The sequence below is a fragment of the Sulfitobacter sp. PM12 genome (genome assembly GCF_045586035.1).
Taxonomy (GTDB): domain Bacteria; phylum Pseudomonadota; class Alphaproteobacteria; order Rhodobacterales; family Rhodobacteraceae; genus Sulfitobacter; species Sulfitobacter pontiacus.
On the sequence record NZ_CP151529.1, the window covers coordinates 1,753,473 to 1,770,990 of the forward strand.

Sequence of the window (17,518 nt, forward strand, 5' to 3'; positions counted from 1 at the left end):
CCTTAAATCAAAGGCGTAATCTACGTGACCCAAGCATGACCCCCGGCGCGCGCATCTCTGCCGCCATCGAGATCTTGAACACAATGGCGGACGGTGTCCCGGCGGAGCAAGCCTTGACCCGTTGGGCCCGTGGCAGTCGCTATGCAGGGTCCAAGGACCGTGCTGCGGTGCGCGATCATGTGTTCGATGTCTTGCGGCAGCGGCGGCTGGCCGCGCACCTTGGGGGTGGTGACACGGGGCGGGCGCTGATGATTGGCGTCTTGCGGGCGCAGGGCATCGACCTTGCGCCGCTGTTCAACGGACAAGGTCACGCGCCGCTGCCGTTGTCGGACGCAGAGGCCACGCCCCCCAACGCGCCAAGTGATATGGCGACCCTGTGGAACCTGCCGGACTGGATCATACCGCTGTTTCAGGCGTCGCTCGGGGCAGACGCAGAAGCTGTCGCGGAGGCTCTGCAATCGCGGGCACCGATCTCGGTCCGGGTGAATACGGCGCAGGCAACGGTCGCGGATGTGGCAGAGGCACTGGCCGAAGCCGGCATCGAAACACGCAGGAATGACCTTTGCGCGACCGCTCTGACGGTGACAGAGGGGGAGCGGAAACTTCGCAACTCTGACAGTTACTTACACGGTGATGTTGAACTTCAGGATGCGGCCAGCCAAGCGGTTGTGGCAGCGCTTCCCGAAGCTGAGCGGATGCTTGATTATTGCGCAGGTGGCGGCGGCAAGGCGCTGGCAATGGCCGCGCGGCGCGATGCGACTGTCTTTGCCCACGACATCGATCCGCGCCGGATGGTCGACCTGCCCGCGCGCGCAGACCGCGCTGGTGCAACCGTCAGACAGGTGACAACCGATGAACTGGACGGGGCCGGCCCCTTTGACGTCGTTTTATGTGATGCCCCCTGTTCGGGGAGCGGGTCGTGGCGCCGGTCGCCCGAAGGCAAGTGGACGTTTACATCCGGTCGTCTGGAAGAATTGACACAAATTCAGGATAAAATCCTGGATCACGCCGCCACGCTGACCGCCAAAAACGGGACGCTGGCCTATGCGACATGCTCGGTGCTGCACTCTGAAAACGAAGATCGGGCTGCGGCGTTTTTGTCGCGGAACCCGGACTGGACGCAGGTATTTACCAAGCGTTTCCATGTAGATGCGCAGGGTGACGGATTTTTCACGGCACATTTTAAACGTCGTTGAAGGATCTTTGAAACAACTTGAAGATGTTATTTCCTTTGACCTGATACGAAATTAACAGCACATTAACCCTCCTAAGTCTAAATGAACTCGGTTTCATGATTTAGGGGGAAAGTGTTGGCTCAAGAAAGTGCGGCTCGTCAGATCGTCTTTGGTAAGCGTTGGCTGGTGCTATCAGCCTTTGTTATCTTCGCCGCCATCCTTGGTTCAATCGCTCCAGCGCGCTCTCTGGCCATCGTACTACAGGCTGCCAGCGCCACTGTCGGCCTTGCGGTCTTGGTTAACTTTGTGGTCGCGCTGCGCCGCCAGCGGGTGCAACGCGCGCAGCGTACGGCGGCAAAAACCACGATGGCTGATGATCCGAACCCCTGTGTGCTTACCACCAAGGAAGGCGATATCGTTGCGCAGAACAACGTTGCGTTAACCACCTTTCTGCGTCCGGCACAGCCCACCATCGCCGACCTGCTCGCGCCGCTTTTCGCGGACCCAGAGGCGCTGTCGTCTCGGCTCGCGGCTAAGGCGACGGAAGGGGGCGCTGCGAAAGAAGACATCAACACCCGTGACGGCACCATGCGCCTGTCCGCGCACCGCGTGGGGGAAGATCTATTTTGGCGGCTCGAAACCTTGTGGGACGCGTCCGAAAACGGCGCTGGCACCAGCGATCACGGGTTGCCAATGGTCATGGCCAGCAACTCCAATGTCATTTTGTTCATGAACGCCGCGGCGCGCAGCCTTGTCGGCAGGCGCGTGACGGCGTTGAACCAGATCATCGGCGATATCCCCATCGCTTCGGGGGAAATGGTCACCGTGCAGACTGCCAAAGGCCCCATATGCATGACCGTCGCCGAGATCGGAGCCTCGGCCAACCGCCGCGCATTGTATTTTCTGCCCCATGCAAACGACCGGTTTCAGGACGCAGGGTGGTCCGCACTTCAAAACCTGCCAATCCCGCTCATCAAAGTCGCGCCAAGCGGCGAGGTTTTGTCCTTCAACGCCCCGGCAGAGCAGTTGGTGGGCGCGGAATTGACGGAAGGCGTGTCGCTTGCCGACGTGATGGAGGGGCTGGGCCGGTCAATCTCTGACTGGTTGCAAGATACACTGGAAGGGAGATTGCTGCAAAAGCCCGAGTTCCTCAGGCTCAAACGCAGCGATCGGGAAGTGTTTGTCCAGATAAGGTTAAGCCTGATTTCCGAAGGCGGCACGCCCAGGCTTATCGCCGTGCTACATGACGCGACCGAGCTTAAATCGCTGGAGGCGCAGTTTACCCAAAGTCAAAAAATGCAGGCTATCGGGCAGCTTGCTGGGGGCGTTGCCCATGATTTTAACAATTTGCTCACCGCTATTTCCGGCCACTGTGACCTGCTCCTTCTGCGCCATGACCCGGGCGATCGTGATTACAGCGATCTGGTACAGATCGACCAGAATGCCAACCGCGCTGCGGCTTTGGTGGGGCAGTTGCTCGCCTTTTCACGCAAGCAGACGCTCCGCCCCGAGACGGTCAATATGCGCGACACGCTTGCCGACCTGACCCATTTGCTTAATCGTCTGGTTGGTGAAACGGTGACCCTGACGCTCAGCCATGACCCGATCCTGCAGCCTATCCGTGCAGATAAACGGCAGTTGGAACAGGTGCTGATGAACCTGATCGTGAACGCGCGCGATGCGATGCCCATGGGCGGGGAAATCAAAGTCACGACAGAAAATACCCAGCTGGCTGAACCGCTTACACGTGATCGGGTGACCGTGCCACTCGGGAAATACGTAACTGTTCAGGTCACTGACGAGGGCGAAGGTATTCCGCAGGACCGTTTGCAAAAAGTGTTTGAACCCTTCTACACCACCAAACGGACCGGCGAGGGGACGGGGCTGGGGCTGTCTACTGCCTACGGTATTGTTAAACAGTCGGGGGGCTATATTTTCGTCGATAGCACGATCGGGGAAGGCACCACCTTCACCCTGTATTTCCCGTGCCATAGTAAGGGCGCGGAGGCATCAGCGCCGATGAAACTAACCGCTTCCCCGACCGGATCGAAAAGAGAGGACGGGACCGTCTTGCTGGTCGAAGACGAAGCACCGGTGCGTGCATTTGCCAGCCGCGCGCTGCGCATGCGCGGCTATACTGTTCTAGAAGCCGACTCGGCCGAGACTGCACTAAAAACCCTTGAGGACCAAGCGCTTAATATTGATGTCTTTGTGACCGACGTGATCATGCCGGGGATGGATGGCCCCACTTGGGTACGCGAGGCGCTGAAAGCACGACCGGGGGTGCCTGTGGTCTTTGTCTCTGGCTATGCCGAGGACAGTTTCGGCGATGCCCAGATGACGATTCCCAATTCTGTTTTCCTGCCTAAACCGTTTTCGCTGACGGAGCTGACGCATACTGTGAACAGTCAGATCCAATAGGCTGGCTGGTCGCTACTTGATCGAGTCGTAAAGCGCGAATTCATCTGCGAATTTGCGTTTGAAACGTTGCTCTATCTCCGGGGAAAGATGCAGGTCTATTTGGGGGGACACGTTTTCTTGTTTCAGATCAAGCGTCACGTCGAGCCTTTGTTCAAGAAAACCTTTTAACCGATCCTGATTCTCGTATCGAAAATAATGGGTTATGCCCGTTCCGTTCGGTTGCGCTGCCATAAAGTTTAGCTGGCTGCCCACGTCGGCAAATCCAGGTTTTTTCCCCTTCATATAGGCAAGGATGAATTCATCAAAACTCACATCGAAGGTGGCATTGGGCTTGCCCTGCATAAAGGGCCGCTGGCGATAACGATACCAACTGCCCAGCCAACTGATCGGTTCGCGCATGACGGCCATCAATTCAAGCTCCGTGTCACAGACTTTCAGAAACATCGGGCGAATAAACCGGTTGTAGCGATAGACCGGCGCATGTTTCAGCATGGGCGGTTCAGAAATCACCATATCCGCCCGGGGGGCCAAAGCGGTTTCATAGGCGGTGGTGCCGGTTTTTGGAACCGACAAAAACGCAAGGCGTTCCTTAAAGAAAACAAGCACTTGAAAGAAAACCTTTCGTTAGTCGAATAGTAATTTTCGCGTATCAACCGAATGTTAATCAGTTCAATAAATAGATGAAAGGGCAAACAAATACATTGTAATGTTCTCATTTTGATCTCATATGGAACATAGAAAGAACATCAAGATGGTCGGGGCATGATGATTGCGGCTTGCAGACCACTGTGACAGTAAGAGGATAACCTATCATGGCAACGGCAGATCTTTTGACTATGGACAACAAGAAACAAGCTGAGAAGCAAAAGGCCCTGGACAGCGCGCTGGCACAGATTGAACGCCAGTTCGGCAAAGGGTCGATCATGAAGCTGGGGGCCGAAGGGGCCATTCAGGACATCAAGGCAAGCTCGACCGGTTCGTTGGGGCTGGATATCGCACTTGGTATCGGAGGTCTGCCCATGGGGCGGATCATCGAGATTTACGGCCCGGAATCCTCGGGTAAGACCACATTGACCCTGCATTGTGTTGCGGAGCAGCAGAAAAACGGCGGCGTTTGCGCCTTTGTTGACGCGGAACACGCGCTTGATCCGCAATACGCGCGCAAACTGGGCGTTGATATCGACGAGCTGCTGATTTCCCAGCCTGACACCGGCGAACAAGCGCTCGAAATTACGGATACGTTGGTCCGCTCCGGTGCGGTGAATATGGTGGTGGTCGACTCCGTTGCGGCCTTGACGCCCAAATCCGAGTTGGAAGGCGATATGGGCGACAGCTCTGTCGGGGTGCAGGCCCGTCTGATGAGCCAGGCCATGCGGAAGCTGACAGGCTCGATCTCGCGGTCGAACTGCATGGTGATTTTCATCAACCAGATCCGGATGAAAATCGGCGTTATGTTCGGGTCGCCCGAAACGACGACCGGTGGGAACGCGCTGAAATTCTATTCTTCCGTCCGTCTGGACATCCGCCGCATCGGCGCGCTCAAGGATCGTGACGAGGTGGTCGGCAACGCCACACGGGTCAAGATCGTCAAGAACAAGGTGGCCGCACCGTTCAAGCAGGTCGAATTCGACATCATGTATGGGGAAGGGATCTCCAAGATGGGCGAGCTGCTGGATCTAGGGGTCAAGGCTGGCGTGGTTGATAAATCGGGATCGTGGTTCAGCTATGGCGATGAACGGATCGGACAGGGGCGTGAAAATGCCAAGACCTTCCTGAAAGAAAACACCGCCATGGCAAATGAGATCGAAGACAAGATCCGCGCGGCCCACGGGCTGGACTTCGACGGCTCCGACAGCGACGACGCGGATATCCTCGAAGCGTAAAGGCTTGCATCGCAGATGGTTAGAAAAGGCGTGCCCCCAGGGCGCGCCTTTTTTCATGGGGGCTGCCTGTGGACAGTGCTCTGTCGCGAGGGTATTCGAAGGTAATTGTTTTTGCCCCTCGAAAGGCCCCGCATATGAAGACGCTCAACGATATCCGATCAACCTTCCTTGGTTATTTTGAAAAGCAGGGTCACTCGATCCAGCCGTCCAGCCCGCTGGTGCCGCGAAACGACCCCACGCTGATGTTCGCGAACTCCGGCATGGTGCAGTTCAAAAACCTGTTTACCGGCGTTGAAACCCGCGATTATTCGCGTGCGACAACAGCGCAGAAATGCGTTCGCGCCGGGGGCAAACATAATGACCTTGACAATGTGGGCTATACAGCGCGCCACCATACCTTCTTTGAAATGCTCGGTAATTTCAGCTTTGGCGACTATTTCAAAGCCGAAGCCATCGCCTTTTCATGGGAGCTGATTACCAAAGAACTGGGCATTGATCCCAACCGTCTTTACGTGACCGTTTACCATACCGACGACGAGGCTGCGGACATCTGGAAGAAAGTCGCCGGGCTGCCGGACGACCGGATTATTCGCATCGCGACAGATGACAACTTCTGGATGATGGGGCCGACTGGCCCTTGCGGCCCATGCTCCGAGATTTTTTACGACCACGGGGATCACATCTGGGGCGGCCCTCCCGGATCGCCAGAGGAAGACGGCGACCGGTTTGTTGAAATCTGGAACCTCGTTTTCATGCAGTATGAACAGTTCGAGGATGGCAGCCGCACCGCACTGCCGAACCAATCGATCGACACGGGCATGGGGATCGAGCGGGTCGCGGCGCTGCTGCAGGGCACGAACGACAACTATGCCACCGACCTGATGCGCAACCTGATCGAGGCGAGCGCCCATGCCTCCAGCACCGATCCGGATGGCCCGGGCAAAACGCACCACCGCGTGATCGCCGACCACCTGCGGTCGACCTCCTTCCTGATCGCGGATGGGGTGATGCCGTCGAACGACGGGCGGGGCTATGTGTTGCGGCGGATCATGCGCCGGGCGATGCGTCACGCGCATTTGCTGGGGCTGAAAGACCCGTTGATGCACCGCCTTGTGCCCGAACTGGTGCGTCAGATGGGCGGGGCCTACCCCGAGCTGGGGCAGGCGCAGTCACTGATTACAGAGACACTGCTGCTGGAAGAAACGCGCTTCAAACAAACGTTGGACCGCGGTCTGAAGCTGCTGGATGACGAACTCAAGGGCCTGCCCGCCGGTGCCGATCTGCCGGGCGAGGCCGCGTTCAAACTCTATGACACCTACGGCTTCCCGGTCGATCTGACGCAGGATGCCCTGCGCGAACAGGACCGCAAGGTTGATCTTGAAGGCTTCAACGCCGCGATGGATGCGCAAAAGGCCAAGGCGCGTGCCGCATGGTCCGGTTCGGGCGAAGCAGCGGATGCGACCATTTGGTTCGATGTGGCCGAAAAGTCCGGCACCACCGATTTTCTGGGCTATGACACCGAAACGGCCGAGGGGCAGATCGTTGCGCTGATCCAGGACGGTGCGCAGGTGGCCGAGGTGATACAGGGCGACGCCGTTCAGATCGCGCTGAACCAGACACCGTTTTATGCCGAAAGCGGCGGTCAGGTCGGGGACACCGGCACGATCAAAACCGACAGTGGCGTGGTCACGGTGACCGACACGCGCAAAACCGCGGGCGTCTTCATCCATATCGGCGAGGTGACAGAGGGCACAGTCAAGACCTCTCAGGCCGCGGTCTTGGATGTGGACCACGCGCGCCGGACCTCGATCCGTGCGAACCACTCCGCCACACACCTGCTGAACGAGGCGCTGCGCAAGACCTTGGGAGATCACGTGATGCAGCGCGGCTCTTTGAATGCGGCGGATCGTTTGCGTTTTGATTATAGCCATAACCACCCGATGACGGCCGACCAACTGGCCGCGGTCGAGGAAGAGGTGAACAGCTACATCCGCCAGAACACCGCCGTGGAAACCCGGATCATGACCCCGGATGACGCGCGCGAGATGGGGGCGCAGGCGCTCTTTGGCGAGAAGTATGGCGACGAGGTGCGGGTTGTTTCTATGGGCCGCGAGGCCGGTTCGGGCAAGGGCGCGGACAAGCAGACCTATTCGCTGGAACTCTGCGGTGGTACCCACGTGCGCCAGACCGGTGACATCGGGGCCTTTGTGCTGTTGGGCGACAGCTCCAGCAGCTCGGGCATCCGCCGGATCGAGGCGCTGACCGGCACCGAAGCCCTCAAGTGGCTGCGCACGCAGGAAACCGCGTTGACCCGCGTCGCGGCAGAGCTCAAGACCTCGACCGCGGATGTGCCCGATCGCGTCCGTGCCTTGCTGGATGAACGCCGCGCCTTGGCCAACGAGGTCGCTCAGCTGCGCCGCGAGCTGGCCATGTCGGGCGGTGGCGATGCCGGTGCCGCGGCCCCGCGCGAGGTGAACGGGATCAAGTTCATCGCGCAGGTGGTCAACGGTGTGACCGGCAAGGATCTTCCCGCGCTGATCGACGAACATAAGGCCAAGCTCGGGTCCGGCGCGGTGCTGCTGATCGCTGATGCCGACGGCAAGGCAGCGGTTGCGGCGGGTGTCACCGCCGATCTGGCCGCCACGATCTCGGCGGTTGATATCGTCAAGACAGTCGTTGCCGAACTGGGCGGCAAGGGTGGCGGTGGTCGTCCTGAAATGGCCCAGGGCGGTGCCAAAGATGTCGCAAACGCCGAGGCCGCGATCGCCGCGGCCGAAAATGTTCTGAAAGGATAAACGATGCCCGCTTTGTGGATTGCACATGTCACGGTTACTGACGAGGAGGCCTACGGTAAATACGCCAAGCTTGCTGGCCCCGCCATCGCGGCGCATGGGGGCAGCTTCCTGGCCCGTGGTGGCCGCTTCGTGCAGCTTGAAGGCAAGGAACGCCCGCGCAATGTTGTGGCACGTTTCGCCTCTGTCGAGGATGCGGTCGATTGCTACAACTCCGACGCCTACCAAGAGGCGCTGAGCCACGCCAAAGACGCGTCAGAACGCGAGTTGATGGTCGTAGAGATCGACGGCTAAGCCCAGCTGGCCAAGCCCGCACCCAAGTTCTTGTCAGCGGCCAAGCGAGGCCGCTGACCCCACCAAACCTCCCCCCACACTTCGCCAGACATAAAAAAAGCAGGGCAAAACCAGCCCCGCTTTCCAAATGGTATAAAATCCTGGGGTCCGGGGCAAAGCCCCGGTCCAGCGTCGCTTTGTTTACGCCGACTTTGCCATCCGTTTCCGCTCGTGCGGGTCCAGATAGCGCTTGCGCAGACGGACTGCGTTTGGCGTCACTTCAACCAGCTCGTCATCATCGATATAGGCGATGGCTTCTTCCAGGCTCAGTGTCATGGGCGTGGTCAGACGGACGGCCTCGTCGGTGCCCGAGGCGCGGACGTTGGTCAGCTTTTTGCCCTTCAGCGGGTTCACCTCAAGATCGTTTTCGCGGCTGTGTTCGCCGATGATCATGCCGGTATAGACGTCAGCCTGTGCGCCGATCATCATCTTGCCGCGTTCTTCAAGGTTCCACAGAGCGAAGGCCACCGAGGTGCCGTTCTCCATCGAGATCAGGACGCCCGCGCGACGGCCGGGAATCGTGCCCTTGTGCGGTGCCCAAGAATGGAACACGCGGTTGATGACGCCTGTGCCGCGTGTGTCGGTCAGGAATTCACCGTGGTAGCCGATCAGCCCGCGCGACGGGACATGGGCGATGATGCGGGTTTTGCCGGCGCCGGCAGGTTTCATTTCAACCAACTCGCCCTTACGGGTGCCCGTGATCTTTTCGATGACCGCGCCGGAGTATTCGTCATCCACGTCGATGGTGGCTTCTTCGATGGGCTCGTGACGCACACCGTCGATCTCCTGGAACAGAACCTGCGGGCGCGAGATCGAAAGCTCGAACCCTTCGCGGCGCATGTTCTCGATCAGAACGCCCATTTGCAATTCGCCACGACCGGCAACCTCGAAGGCGTCACCGCCGGGGGTGTCGGAGATTTTGATCGCGACGTTGGATTCGGCTTCCTTCATCAGGCGCTCGCGGATCACGCGGGACTGAACTTTCTTGCCGTCACGACCGGCCAGCGGGCTGTCGTTGATGCCGAAAGTCACGGTGATGGTGGGCGGATCGATCGGCTGGGCAGGGATGGCTTCGTTCACCGATGTATCGGCCAGCGTGTCGGCGACGGTTGCCTTGGACATACCGGCGATGGAAACGATGTCACCTGCTTCGGCCACGTCGATGGCTGTCTGCTCTAGCCCGCGGAAGGCGAGGATCTTGGTGCAGCGGAAGTTTTCAATCAATTTGCCGTCGCGCGACATCGCCTTGATGCTTTGGCCGGCTTTCAGCGTGCCTGTTTCAACGCGACCGGTCAGCAGACGGCCCAGGAAGGGGTCACCGCCCAATGTGGTTGCCAGCATGGTGAAGGGCTTGTCGGCGTTTTCGATCTGCTTGGGCGCGGGGACATGTTTGAGCACAAGCTCGAACAGCGCGCTAAGGTCTTTGCGCGGGCCGTCCAGCTCTGCATCGGCCCAGCCAGAGCGGCCAGAGGCGTACATATGCGGGAATTCAAGCTGTTCGTCTGTCGCGTCAAGGCTGGCGAAAAGGTCGAAGCATTCGTCCAGTGCGCGGTCAGGCTCCGCGTCGGCCTTGTCGACCTTGTTCAGCACAACGATCGGGCGCAGGCCCAGTTTCAGCGCCTTGGAGGTCACGAATTTGGTTTGTGGCATCGGGCCTTCAGCCGCGTCGACCAGCAGGACAACACCGTCGACCATCGACAGGATGCGTTCCACCTCGCCGCCAAAGTCGGCGTGGCCGGGCGTGTCGACGATGTTGATGCGTGTGTTGTTCCAGACGACAGAGGTCGGCTTGGCAAAAATCGTGATGCCGCGCTCGCGCTCCAGATCGTTGCTGTCCATCGCGCGTTCGGTTGTGGCCTGGTTTTCGCGGTAGGTGCCGGATTGTTTCAGAAGCTCGTCAACCAGCGTCGTTTTGCCGTGGTCAACGTGAGCGATGATTGCGATGTTACGCATGTCCATTGGGGTATGCCTTTGATACGGGAGGGGGCCGCGCACGCTCTCGCACCGCAGCATTTGCGCAGCGCTTACCGTGCCCGGCATCAGAAAGCTAGCCCTAAAGGCGATTAGCCGCCGGTGCCTGTGTCTTCTGTGCTGTCGCGGCGGTCGTCGATGGGCAGCGGTTCATTAAAGGTCAGCGTGCGATAGGGGAAGGGGATCTCGATGCCCGCATCATCCAGCGCGCGTTTGACAGCGGCCACGACTTTGTCACGGCTGCTGCGGATGTCGATGGGGCGCGAGCCGGTCCACCATGTGACCTCGAAGTTGATCGCGCTATCCGCGAATTCCTGCGCAAAGATCTCGACGTCGCGCACGTCATCGCGTACCGCATCCACGCCGCGCACCGCATTGGCGATCACGTCGCGCGCGGCATCCACATCCTCGCCGTAGGCCACGCCGCAGATCACCGTGGTCCGGCGCACATCGCGGGCGGTACGGATGGTGACGGGGTTCTTGAAGAACATCGCGTTCGGGGCGACCACAAGCTGCCCGTCGGTCTGGCGCACATGGGTATCGCGGATCGTGATCTCTTCGACCTGACCCTCAAACCCTTCGCATTCGATGTAATCCTCCACCGCGAAGGGCTCGCGGATCAGCAGCAAGATACCGGCAAGGAAGTTTTCGAACACATCCTTGAAGGCGAAACCGATGGCGACACCGCCCACACCCAAGGCGGTCAGTGCCTTGCCGGGGGTGATGGTGGGGAAGGCGATGGTCACCGCGATCAGCACCCCGAAGAGCCACATGCCCACGACGATCAGCATCATGATCACATCGACAAGCGACCGCCGCATATGGGCGCGGCGCAGGGCACCGGGCACGACGGCCTGAACGATGCGGATGATGGCCCAAAGAAAACACAGGAAAACGATCGACAGGATAAGCTGCGGCAGGACGCTCCAGAACCCGATGGCGTAGCCTTCTAGCTGATTGCGCAAAGGGTCGGGGAGGGTGCCCCAAACGGAGCTTAGTGAGTCTAACATGCGGCACTTTCGGTCGTTGCGTTACACGCTAACGCCTAAAAGCAGCGGCAGGTTCCGAGAAAGCGCGCGTCAGTGGGTGGCGCTGTGGGAAAACAGGTGAATGACCAGCACGCCGCCGATGATCATCGACAGGCCCACCACGGCGGCGAGGTCGAGCTTTTGTCCGAACACGATATAGCCGATGCCCGCGATGCAGACGATGCCAAGGCCCGACCAGATCGCATAGACGATCCCCACGGGCATCACCTTGAGCGTCAGCCCCATCAGGTAGAAAGAAATCGCATAGCAGACAACGACGCCGACCGAGGGCCAAAGCCGCGTAAACTGTTGCGAGGCTTGCAAAGCGCTGGTGCCCAACGTCTCTGTCAGGATCGCGATCATCAACCAAAAGTAATGCATATCCTGACGCCCCCGTTGCTGCTTCCCGGCCCAGTCCTGCGGCGGTCACGGGCCGGTGTCAAGAGCGGGGCTGGGTGCTACACGCCTGTGGATCAGGTCGCGATATAGCGGTCGCGGCGGTGGTTGAAGGTAATGATCAGGTTCAGCACCAGTGCCCCAAGCAGCGAATAGCCCACGACGGAGGCTGGAAACAGGAACAATGCGACTGAAAAGATCACGGCGTCGGTGATCAGCTGGACCCATCCGGCTTTGAACCCCGTGGTGTCCTGCACCAGTAGGGCCACCACCCCAAGACCGCCAAGCGACCCGTTGTGGCGGAACATCGCCAGCAGCCCCAGACCCACCAGCGCGCCAAAGATCACCGCCGCAAGGGCAGGGCTGAGCGACTGGATCGCGAAACCATAGGGCAGGAATTCGGTCACGACCGACAGCATGGTCACGGAAATCAGCGACTTGATCGTGAACTCGGCCCCAAGCCGTTTATACGCAAGGAAGTAGAACGGCAGGTTGATCAGGAAGAAGACCGTGCCGAAGGAATAGCCTGTCAGATAGGCGATGATCACCGCCAAGCCCGCCGTCTGCCCGGTGATCAGACCGGCAGAGGTCAGCACAAAAATTCCGATACCGCAGAGAAAGACCCCAAGGCTGAGGCCTTGAACATCATCTAGTGAAGAATGGTGGAGGGGATCAGCATATGTCATATCGCCCAGATAGGGCAGCTATGTTGACCTGTCTAGGGGTGCTGCAGTGCAGACTAATATTTTTCCCGATAACATCACGTCACACAGGGGGTCGTGCACAGAAAAAGGGCCACCCGGTGAGGATGGCCCTTATTTTTAGCATTCGGCTTACTGCGCGCCAAGCGCCTTGTTCAGGTTCTCGTCCACCTTTTCAAGGAAGCCCATTGTGGTCAGCCAGCCTTGGTCAGGGCCGACCAGAAGCGCGAGGTCCTTGGTCATGAAGCCCGATTCCACTGTGTCCACCACGGTTTTCTCGAGCGTCTCTGCAAAGCGTGTCAGCTCGGCGTTGCCATCCAGCTTGCCGCGGTGCTTCAGCCCGCCGGTCCATGCGTAGATCGACGCGATGGAGTTGGTCGAGGTTTCCTCGCCCTTCTGGTGTTGACGATAGTGGCGGGTGACCGTGCCGTGGGCGGCTTCAGCCTCGACCGTCTGGCCATCGGGGGTCATCAGCACGGAGGTCATCAACCCGAGCGAGCCGAACCCCTGCGCGACGGTGTCTGACTGCACGTCGCCGTCATAGTTCTTGCAGGCCCACACATAGCCGCCGTTCCACTTCATCGCGCAGGCGACCATGTCGTCGATCAGACGGTGTTCATAGGTAATGCCCGCCGCTTTGAATTTATCTTCGAACTCGGTCTCGTAGATGTGCTGGAACAGCTCAAGGAAACGGCCGTCATACTGCTTGAGGATCGTGTTCTTGGTGCTCAGATACACCGGCCAGCCCAGGTTCAAACCGTAGTTCAGCGAGGCGCGGGCGAAGTCGATGATGGATTTATCAAGGTTGTACATCCCCATCACGACACCGGCGTCGGGGGCGTCGAAAAGCTCGCGTTCAATCTCTGTCCCGTCTTCGCCGACGAATTTCAGGGTCAGCTTGCCCTTGCCGGGAAATTTGAAATCGGTCGCTTTATACTGGTCGCCATAGGCATGACGGCCCACGACAATCGGCTTGGTCCAACCGGGCACAAGGCGGGGGACGTTCTTGCAGATGATCGGTTGACGGAAAATCACGCCGCCCAGAATGTTACGGATCGTCCCGTTAGGGGAGCGCCACATCTCTTTCAGGCCGAATTCCTCGACCCGGGCCTCGTCAGGGGTGATGGTCGCGCATTTGACGCCAACACCGTATTCCTTGATCGCATGGGCCGCGTCTATGGTGATCTGGTCGTTGGTCTCGTCGCGGACCTCCATCCCCAGATCGTAATACTTCAGATCCACATCGAGATAGGGAAGGATCAGCTTTTTCTTAATGAAATCCCACATGATGCGGGTCATCTCATCACCGTCGAGCTCAACGATCGGGTTTTCCACTTTGATCTTGGTCATCATCTGCGGTCCTTTGAAATGATACTGACACCCGCATAGCCTATTCAGGCATGAATGCCTAGTCGGTATGCAGTGGTATACTGAAAAGAGTTGCGCGGCTTAGCCCATATCATCGCGCTGCGACAGGCGTGTGACAAGCGTGGTGGGGGATGATGGGTAGAGGGGGCGGGCAGTTAGCTCCGCGCGGCAAACCATGCAGAGACACGGGCGCGGGCAAACTCCCAAAGCCCTGGCGCGCCGGTCTGGATTTTGCTGCCCACTTTTTCCACGAATTGCGCTTCGGTTACGTTGTATTCAACCCAGCTGCCGCCGCCCGCCGCGAGGTTCTGCATCGGGGGCTGGAACCGGTCCAGCGATTTCGCAAAGCGGGCTGTGGGGGTCTCATTGGCTTCGAACTCTTCCCAGGTCGCGCGAAGATCATCGCGCAAGTCGTTGGGAAGGAGGCCAAAAATACGGTCAGCGGCAAGCTGTTCCTGCGCTTCCATATCGGCGGTGTCGTAGCTGCCAAAGATCGGGTTGTCGCCTGCGTCAATCTCTACCAGATCATGCAGGATCAGCATCTTGATCACGCGGGTAATGTCGACATCGGGGCCCGCCTGATCCGCCAGCACCAGCGCATAAAGCGTCAGGTGCCAGCTATGTTCAGCCGAGTTTTCGGCCCGCGACGCATCGCAAAGCAACGTCCCGCGTGTGACCGACTTGAGCTTGTCCGCTTCGTTCAGAAAGGCGATCTGCTGCTCAAGTCTGGTGGTCATACGTCAGCTTTCCTTTGCACGGTGCGCGGCAAGCGCCTTGGCCATAAAGTCACGCCCCTGTGCGGCGGCAAGCCGCGTGCGGATCGCCGTGACAAAGGCTTCTTCCATCGTCTGCGACGACGCGCCCAGAACAGCAGCGACTTCCATAAAAAGCCGCTCCTGTCCGGTTTCGCGTTGGACCGCCAGACATTCTTCGGCCATTTGGTTGGCCAGTTCGACGACTGTCGGATCCGCCATTAGCGGGTTGTCTCCGTCAGGCGGCGCTTCACGTAGTCTGTGGTAGAGGTGATCAACGTCTCCATATGCGGCTCTTCAAAGAAGTGGCCGGCACCCTCGATCTCTTGGTGGGTGATGGTGATGCCTTTCTGCTCGTGCAACTTGTTCACGAGGTTCACGGTGTCTGCGGGCGGTGCCACACGGTCAGCGGTCCCGTTGATCACCAGACCGGAGGCCGGGCAGGGTGCGAGGAAGCTGAAGTCATACATATTCGCCGGTGGTGCGACAGAGATGAAGCCCGTGATCTCGGGGCGGCGCATCAGCAGCTGCATCCCGATCCATGCGCCAAACGAGAAACCGGCAACCCAGCAATGCTTGGAGTTGTTGTTCATCGATTGCAGGTAATCCAGCGCCGACGCTGCATCGGAGAGTTCACCAACCCCCTGATCGTATTCACCCTGGCTCCGGCCTACGCCGCGGAAATTGAAGCGCAGAACGGTGAAACCCATATTGTAGAAGGCATAGTGCATATTATACACGACCTTATGGTTCATCGTCCCGCCGAATTGTGGGTGCGGGTGGAGCAGAATGGCGATGGGTGCGTCGCGTTCTTTTTGTGGATGGTAGCGGCCTTCGAGGCGGCCTTCGGGTCCGGGAAAAATAACCTCGGGCATGAGCGTCCCTGCTTGGGGTTCTAAGTGCAGCGGAATAGTTGACGAATTCGCTAGGGCAGTTTAGAACGGTTCTAACTTGTGTGATCCCCGTTTCTGGGGGTCAGACTTTGCGTTTAGGCATTTCAGGCGTCGTCGTCAATCAAACAGGCGCTTATGGGGAAGGGAACACTGCGATGAAGCTGTCAACCAAGGGGCGGTATGCGATGGTCGCTTTGGCCGATATAGCGCTTCAGCCCGCGGATCGTCTGGTCAATCTGGGCGATATCGCGACGCGTCAGTCCATTTCACTGCCGTACTTAGAGCAGCTTTTCGTCAAGCTGCGCCGGGCCGAACTGGTGTCATCGGTGCGTGGTCCGGGCGGCGGCTACCGCTTGGGGCGGCCCGCGTCGGACATTCGCGTTGTCGATATTCTGGCGGCGGTCGACGAGAAGGTCGATGCGATGCATGTGGGGGCAGGTGCCTCTGGCGGGTCATCGGGCAGCCGGGCGCAGTCGCTGACCAACCGTTTGTGGGAAGGGCTGAGCGCACAGGTCTATGTCTTTCTGCACCAGACGCGGCTGTCGGATGTTGTCGCGAACGAGCTTGCCCCCTGTCCGGCGGTGCCGAACCTCTTTGCCATCGTGGACGAGGCGGATGCGGAATGAGGGACGCTGTCCCTCACACTCCCTGGGATTTAGGACCATTTGGAAGGTGATGTGAGAGTATATCTTGATCATAACGCGACCACGCCCCTGCGGGCAGAGGCGCGCGCGGCCATGCTGGCGGCGATGGATGTGGCGGGCAACCCGTCCAGCGTCCATGCCGAAGGGCGTGCGGCCAAGATGATGGTCGAGAAAGCACGCGGGCAGGTGGCAGCTTTGGTCGGCTGCGATGTGTCGGAGGTGATCTTTACCAGCGGTGCCACCGAGGCGATTGCGGGTGTGGTGCAGGACGCGGGCAATGTGGTCGGTGCAGCCGTGGAGCATGAAGCCGTGCGCATCTGGTGCCCGGAGGCCGAACAATTGCCTGTCGGTCGCAATGGTCACGTGGATTTGAACGCGCTGCCGGATGGAGCCTTGGCGGGCAAAACACTGTTTTTGCAACGTGCCAATAGCGAGACAGGGGTATTGCAGCCGGAAAGCCTGCTGGACGAGCTGGCGCGTTTGGGCGCGTCGCCTGCAAGCGTCTTTCGCGATGCGGTGCAAGCGGCGGGTAAATTGCCGGATCTGGGGCGCTGGCACTCGGATGTGGGGCGTCATGCGTCTTTGGCTGTCTCGGCGCATAAGTTGGGCGGCCCCAAGGGCATCGGTGCGCTGATCGCGGGGCCGGAATATACGCCCGGATTGATGCAGCCGATGTTGCGCGGAGGCGGGCAGGAATTGGGCCGTCGTGCGGGGACAGAGAACGTCATCGGCATTGCCGGTTTCGGGGCGGCATGCGCTGCCGCAGCGCAGGATTTGGCGGATGGCGTATGGGAACGGGTTGCAGAACTTAGAAATGTTCTAGAGAAGGCTCTTGAGGCTGCGTCAAAGAAGACTATTTTTGTTGGGAAAGACGTGGCGCGTTTGCCGAACACCTCTTGCTTTATCACGCCCGGGTGGCGCGGTGAGACGCAGGTGATGCAGATGGACCTTGCGGGCTTTGCGGTCAGCGCGGGGTCTGCGTGCTCTAGCGGTAAGGTGGCGACAAGCCGGGTGTTGACGGCGATGGGGTTTGACGACGCTGAGGCATCCTGTGCCGTGCGCGTATCGCTTGGGCCGGACACCACAGAAGAACAGGTCTTGCGTTTTGCAGACGCCTGGACCGCGAAATTGAAGAAACACGAGGCGCGGGCCGCTTGATGC

General features: G+C 59.3%; 16 protein-coding genes. 7 read left to right on the plus strand and 9 right to left on the minus strand.

Features of this window, described 5'->3' with window-relative positions; translation table 11 throughout:
• Nucleotides 1-35: 35 nt before the first annotated feature.
• Both AADW22_RS08465 and AADW22_RS08470 read left to right on the plus strand, forming a co-directional pair.
• The gene (locus AADW22_RS08465; protein ID WP_407473472.1) at nucleotides 36-1,196 is read left to right on the plus strand and encodes an RsmB/NOP family class I SAM-dependent RNA methyltransferase; all 1,161 of its coding nucleotides are present in this window, start codon (nucleotides 36-38) and stop codon (nucleotides 1,194-1,196) included.
• 114 nt (nucleotides 1,197-1,310) lie between these two features.
• Entirely contained in the window at nucleotides 1,311-3,596 is a 2,286-nt protein-coding gene (locus tag AADW22_RS08470) for an ATP-binding protein (protein WP_407473473.1), read from the plus strand.
• A gap of 12 nt (nucleotides 3,597-3,608) precedes the next feature.
• Here the strand turns inward: AADW22_RS08470 and AADW22_RS08475 are convergent, their stop codons facing one another.
• The gene (locus AADW22_RS08475; RefSeq protein ID WP_064215766.1) at nucleotides 3,609-4,202 is read right to left on the minus strand and encodes a hypothetical protein; all 594 of its coding nucleotides are present in this window, start codon (nucleotides 4,200-4,202) and stop codon (nucleotides 3,609-3,611) included.
• A gap of 206 nt (nucleotides 4,203-4,408) precedes the next feature.
• Between AADW22_RS08475 and recA the strand changes: the two genes are divergently transcribed.
• The 3 genes from recA (at nucleotide 4,409) to AADW22_RS08490 (ending at nucleotide 8,565) form a co-directional block, all read left to right on the plus strand.
• Nucleotides 4,409-5,479 (plus strand): recombinase RecA, encoded by a 1,071-nt coding sequence (gene recA, locus AADW22_RS08480; protein ID WP_005853202.1) that lies wholly within the window; start codon nucleotides 4,409-4,411, stop codon nucleotides 5,477-5,479.
• Between the two features lie 134 nt (nucleotides 5,480-5,613).
• The gene (gene alaS, locus AADW22_RS08485; RefSeq protein ID WP_407473474.1) at nucleotides 5,614-8,274 is read left to right on the plus strand and encodes an alanine--tRNA ligase; all 2,661 of its coding nucleotides are present in this window, start codon (nucleotides 5,614-5,616) and stop codon (nucleotides 8,272-8,274) included.
• A gap of 3 nt (nucleotides 8,275-8,277) precedes the next feature.
• Nucleotides 8,278-8,565: a DUF1330 domain-containing protein gene (locus AADW22_RS08490; protein ID WP_132996687.1), complete on the plus strand. Its 288-nt coding sequence runs from the start codon at nucleotides 8,278-8,280 to the stop codon at nucleotides 8,563-8,565.
• A gap of 180 nt (nucleotides 8,566-8,745) precedes the next feature.
• Here AADW22_RS08490 and typA read toward each other — a convergent pair whose 3' ends face one another.
• From typA to AADW22_RS08530, 8 genes are all read right to left on the minus strand, one after another.
• The gene (gene typA / locus AADW22_RS08495) at nucleotides 8,746-10,563 is read right to left on the minus strand and encodes a translational GTPase TypA (protein ID WP_037944140.1); all 1,818 of its coding nucleotides are present in this window, start codon (nucleotides 10,561-10,563) and stop codon (nucleotides 8,746-8,748) included.
• A gap of 104 nt (nucleotides 10,564-10,667) precedes the next feature.
• Nucleotides 10,668-11,540: a mechanosensitive ion channel family protein gene (locus tag AADW22_RS08500; RefSeq protein WP_037944141.1), complete on the minus strand. Its 873-nt coding sequence runs from the start codon at nucleotides 11,538-11,540 to the stop codon at nucleotides 10,668-10,670.
• Between the two features lie 114 nt (nucleotides 11,541-11,654).
• The gene (locus tag AADW22_RS08505) at nucleotides 11,655-11,984 is read right to left on the minus strand and encodes a multidrug efflux SMR transporter (protein ID WP_005853213.1); all 330 of its coding nucleotides are present in this window, start codon (nucleotides 11,982-11,984) and stop codon (nucleotides 11,655-11,657) included.
• Nucleotides 11,985-12,076: 92 nt separating this feature from the next.
• Nucleotides 12,077-12,685, minus strand: a complete 609-nt coding sequence (locus AADW22_RS08510; RefSeq protein ID WP_005853215.1) for a YitT family protein — start codon at nucleotides 12,683-12,685, stop codon at nucleotides 12,077-12,079.
• 147 nt (nucleotides 12,686-12,832) lie between these two features.
• Entirely contained in the window at nucleotides 12,833-14,050 is a 1,218-nt protein-coding gene (locus AADW22_RS08515; protein WP_009826912.1) for an NADP-dependent isocitrate dehydrogenase, read from the minus strand.
• A gap of 173 nt (nucleotides 14,051-14,223) precedes the next feature.
• Nucleotides 14,224-14,805: an HD family hydrolase gene (locus AADW22_RS08520; RefSeq protein ID WP_184582221.1), complete on the minus strand. Its 582-nt coding sequence runs from the start codon at nucleotides 14,803-14,805 to the stop codon at nucleotides 14,224-14,226.
• Between the two features lie 3 nt (nucleotides 14,806-14,808).
• The gene (locus tag AADW22_RS08525) at nucleotides 14,809-15,042 is read right to left on the minus strand and encodes a hypothetical protein (protein ID WP_005853222.1); all 234 of its coding nucleotides are present in this window, start codon (nucleotides 15,040-15,042) and stop codon (nucleotides 14,809-14,811) included.
• On the minus strand, nucleotides 15,042-15,695 hold the full coding sequence (locus AADW22_RS08530) for an alpha/beta hydrolase (protein ID WP_005853224.1): 654 nt from the start codon (nucleotides 15,693-15,695) through the stop codon (nucleotides 15,042-15,044). Before AADW22_RS08530 ends, AADW22_RS08525 begins: the two co-directional genes overlap by 1 nt.
• A gap of 173 nt (nucleotides 15,696-15,868) precedes the next feature.
• Here AADW22_RS08530 and AADW22_RS08535 point away from each other — a divergent pair, with 173 nt between their 5' ends.
• Together AADW22_RS08535 and AADW22_RS08540 are read left to right on the plus strand one after the other, a co-directional pair.
• Nucleotides 15,869-16,339 carry an Rrf2 family transcriptional regulator gene (locus tag AADW22_RS08535; RefSeq protein ID WP_132996685.1) on the plus strand — a complete coding sequence of 157 codons (471 nt, stop codon included), beginning with the start codon at nucleotides 15,869-15,871 and terminating at the stop codon, nucleotides 16,337-16,339.
• Between the two features lie 51 nt (nucleotides 16,340-16,390).
• Complete coding sequence (locus tag AADW22_RS08540; protein WP_340243572.1) at nucleotides 16,391-17,515, plus strand: aminotransferase class V-fold PLP-dependent enzyme; 1,125 nt, start codon at nucleotides 16,391-16,393, stop codon at nucleotides 17,513-17,515.
• Nucleotides 17,516-17,518 lie beyond the last annotated feature (3 nt).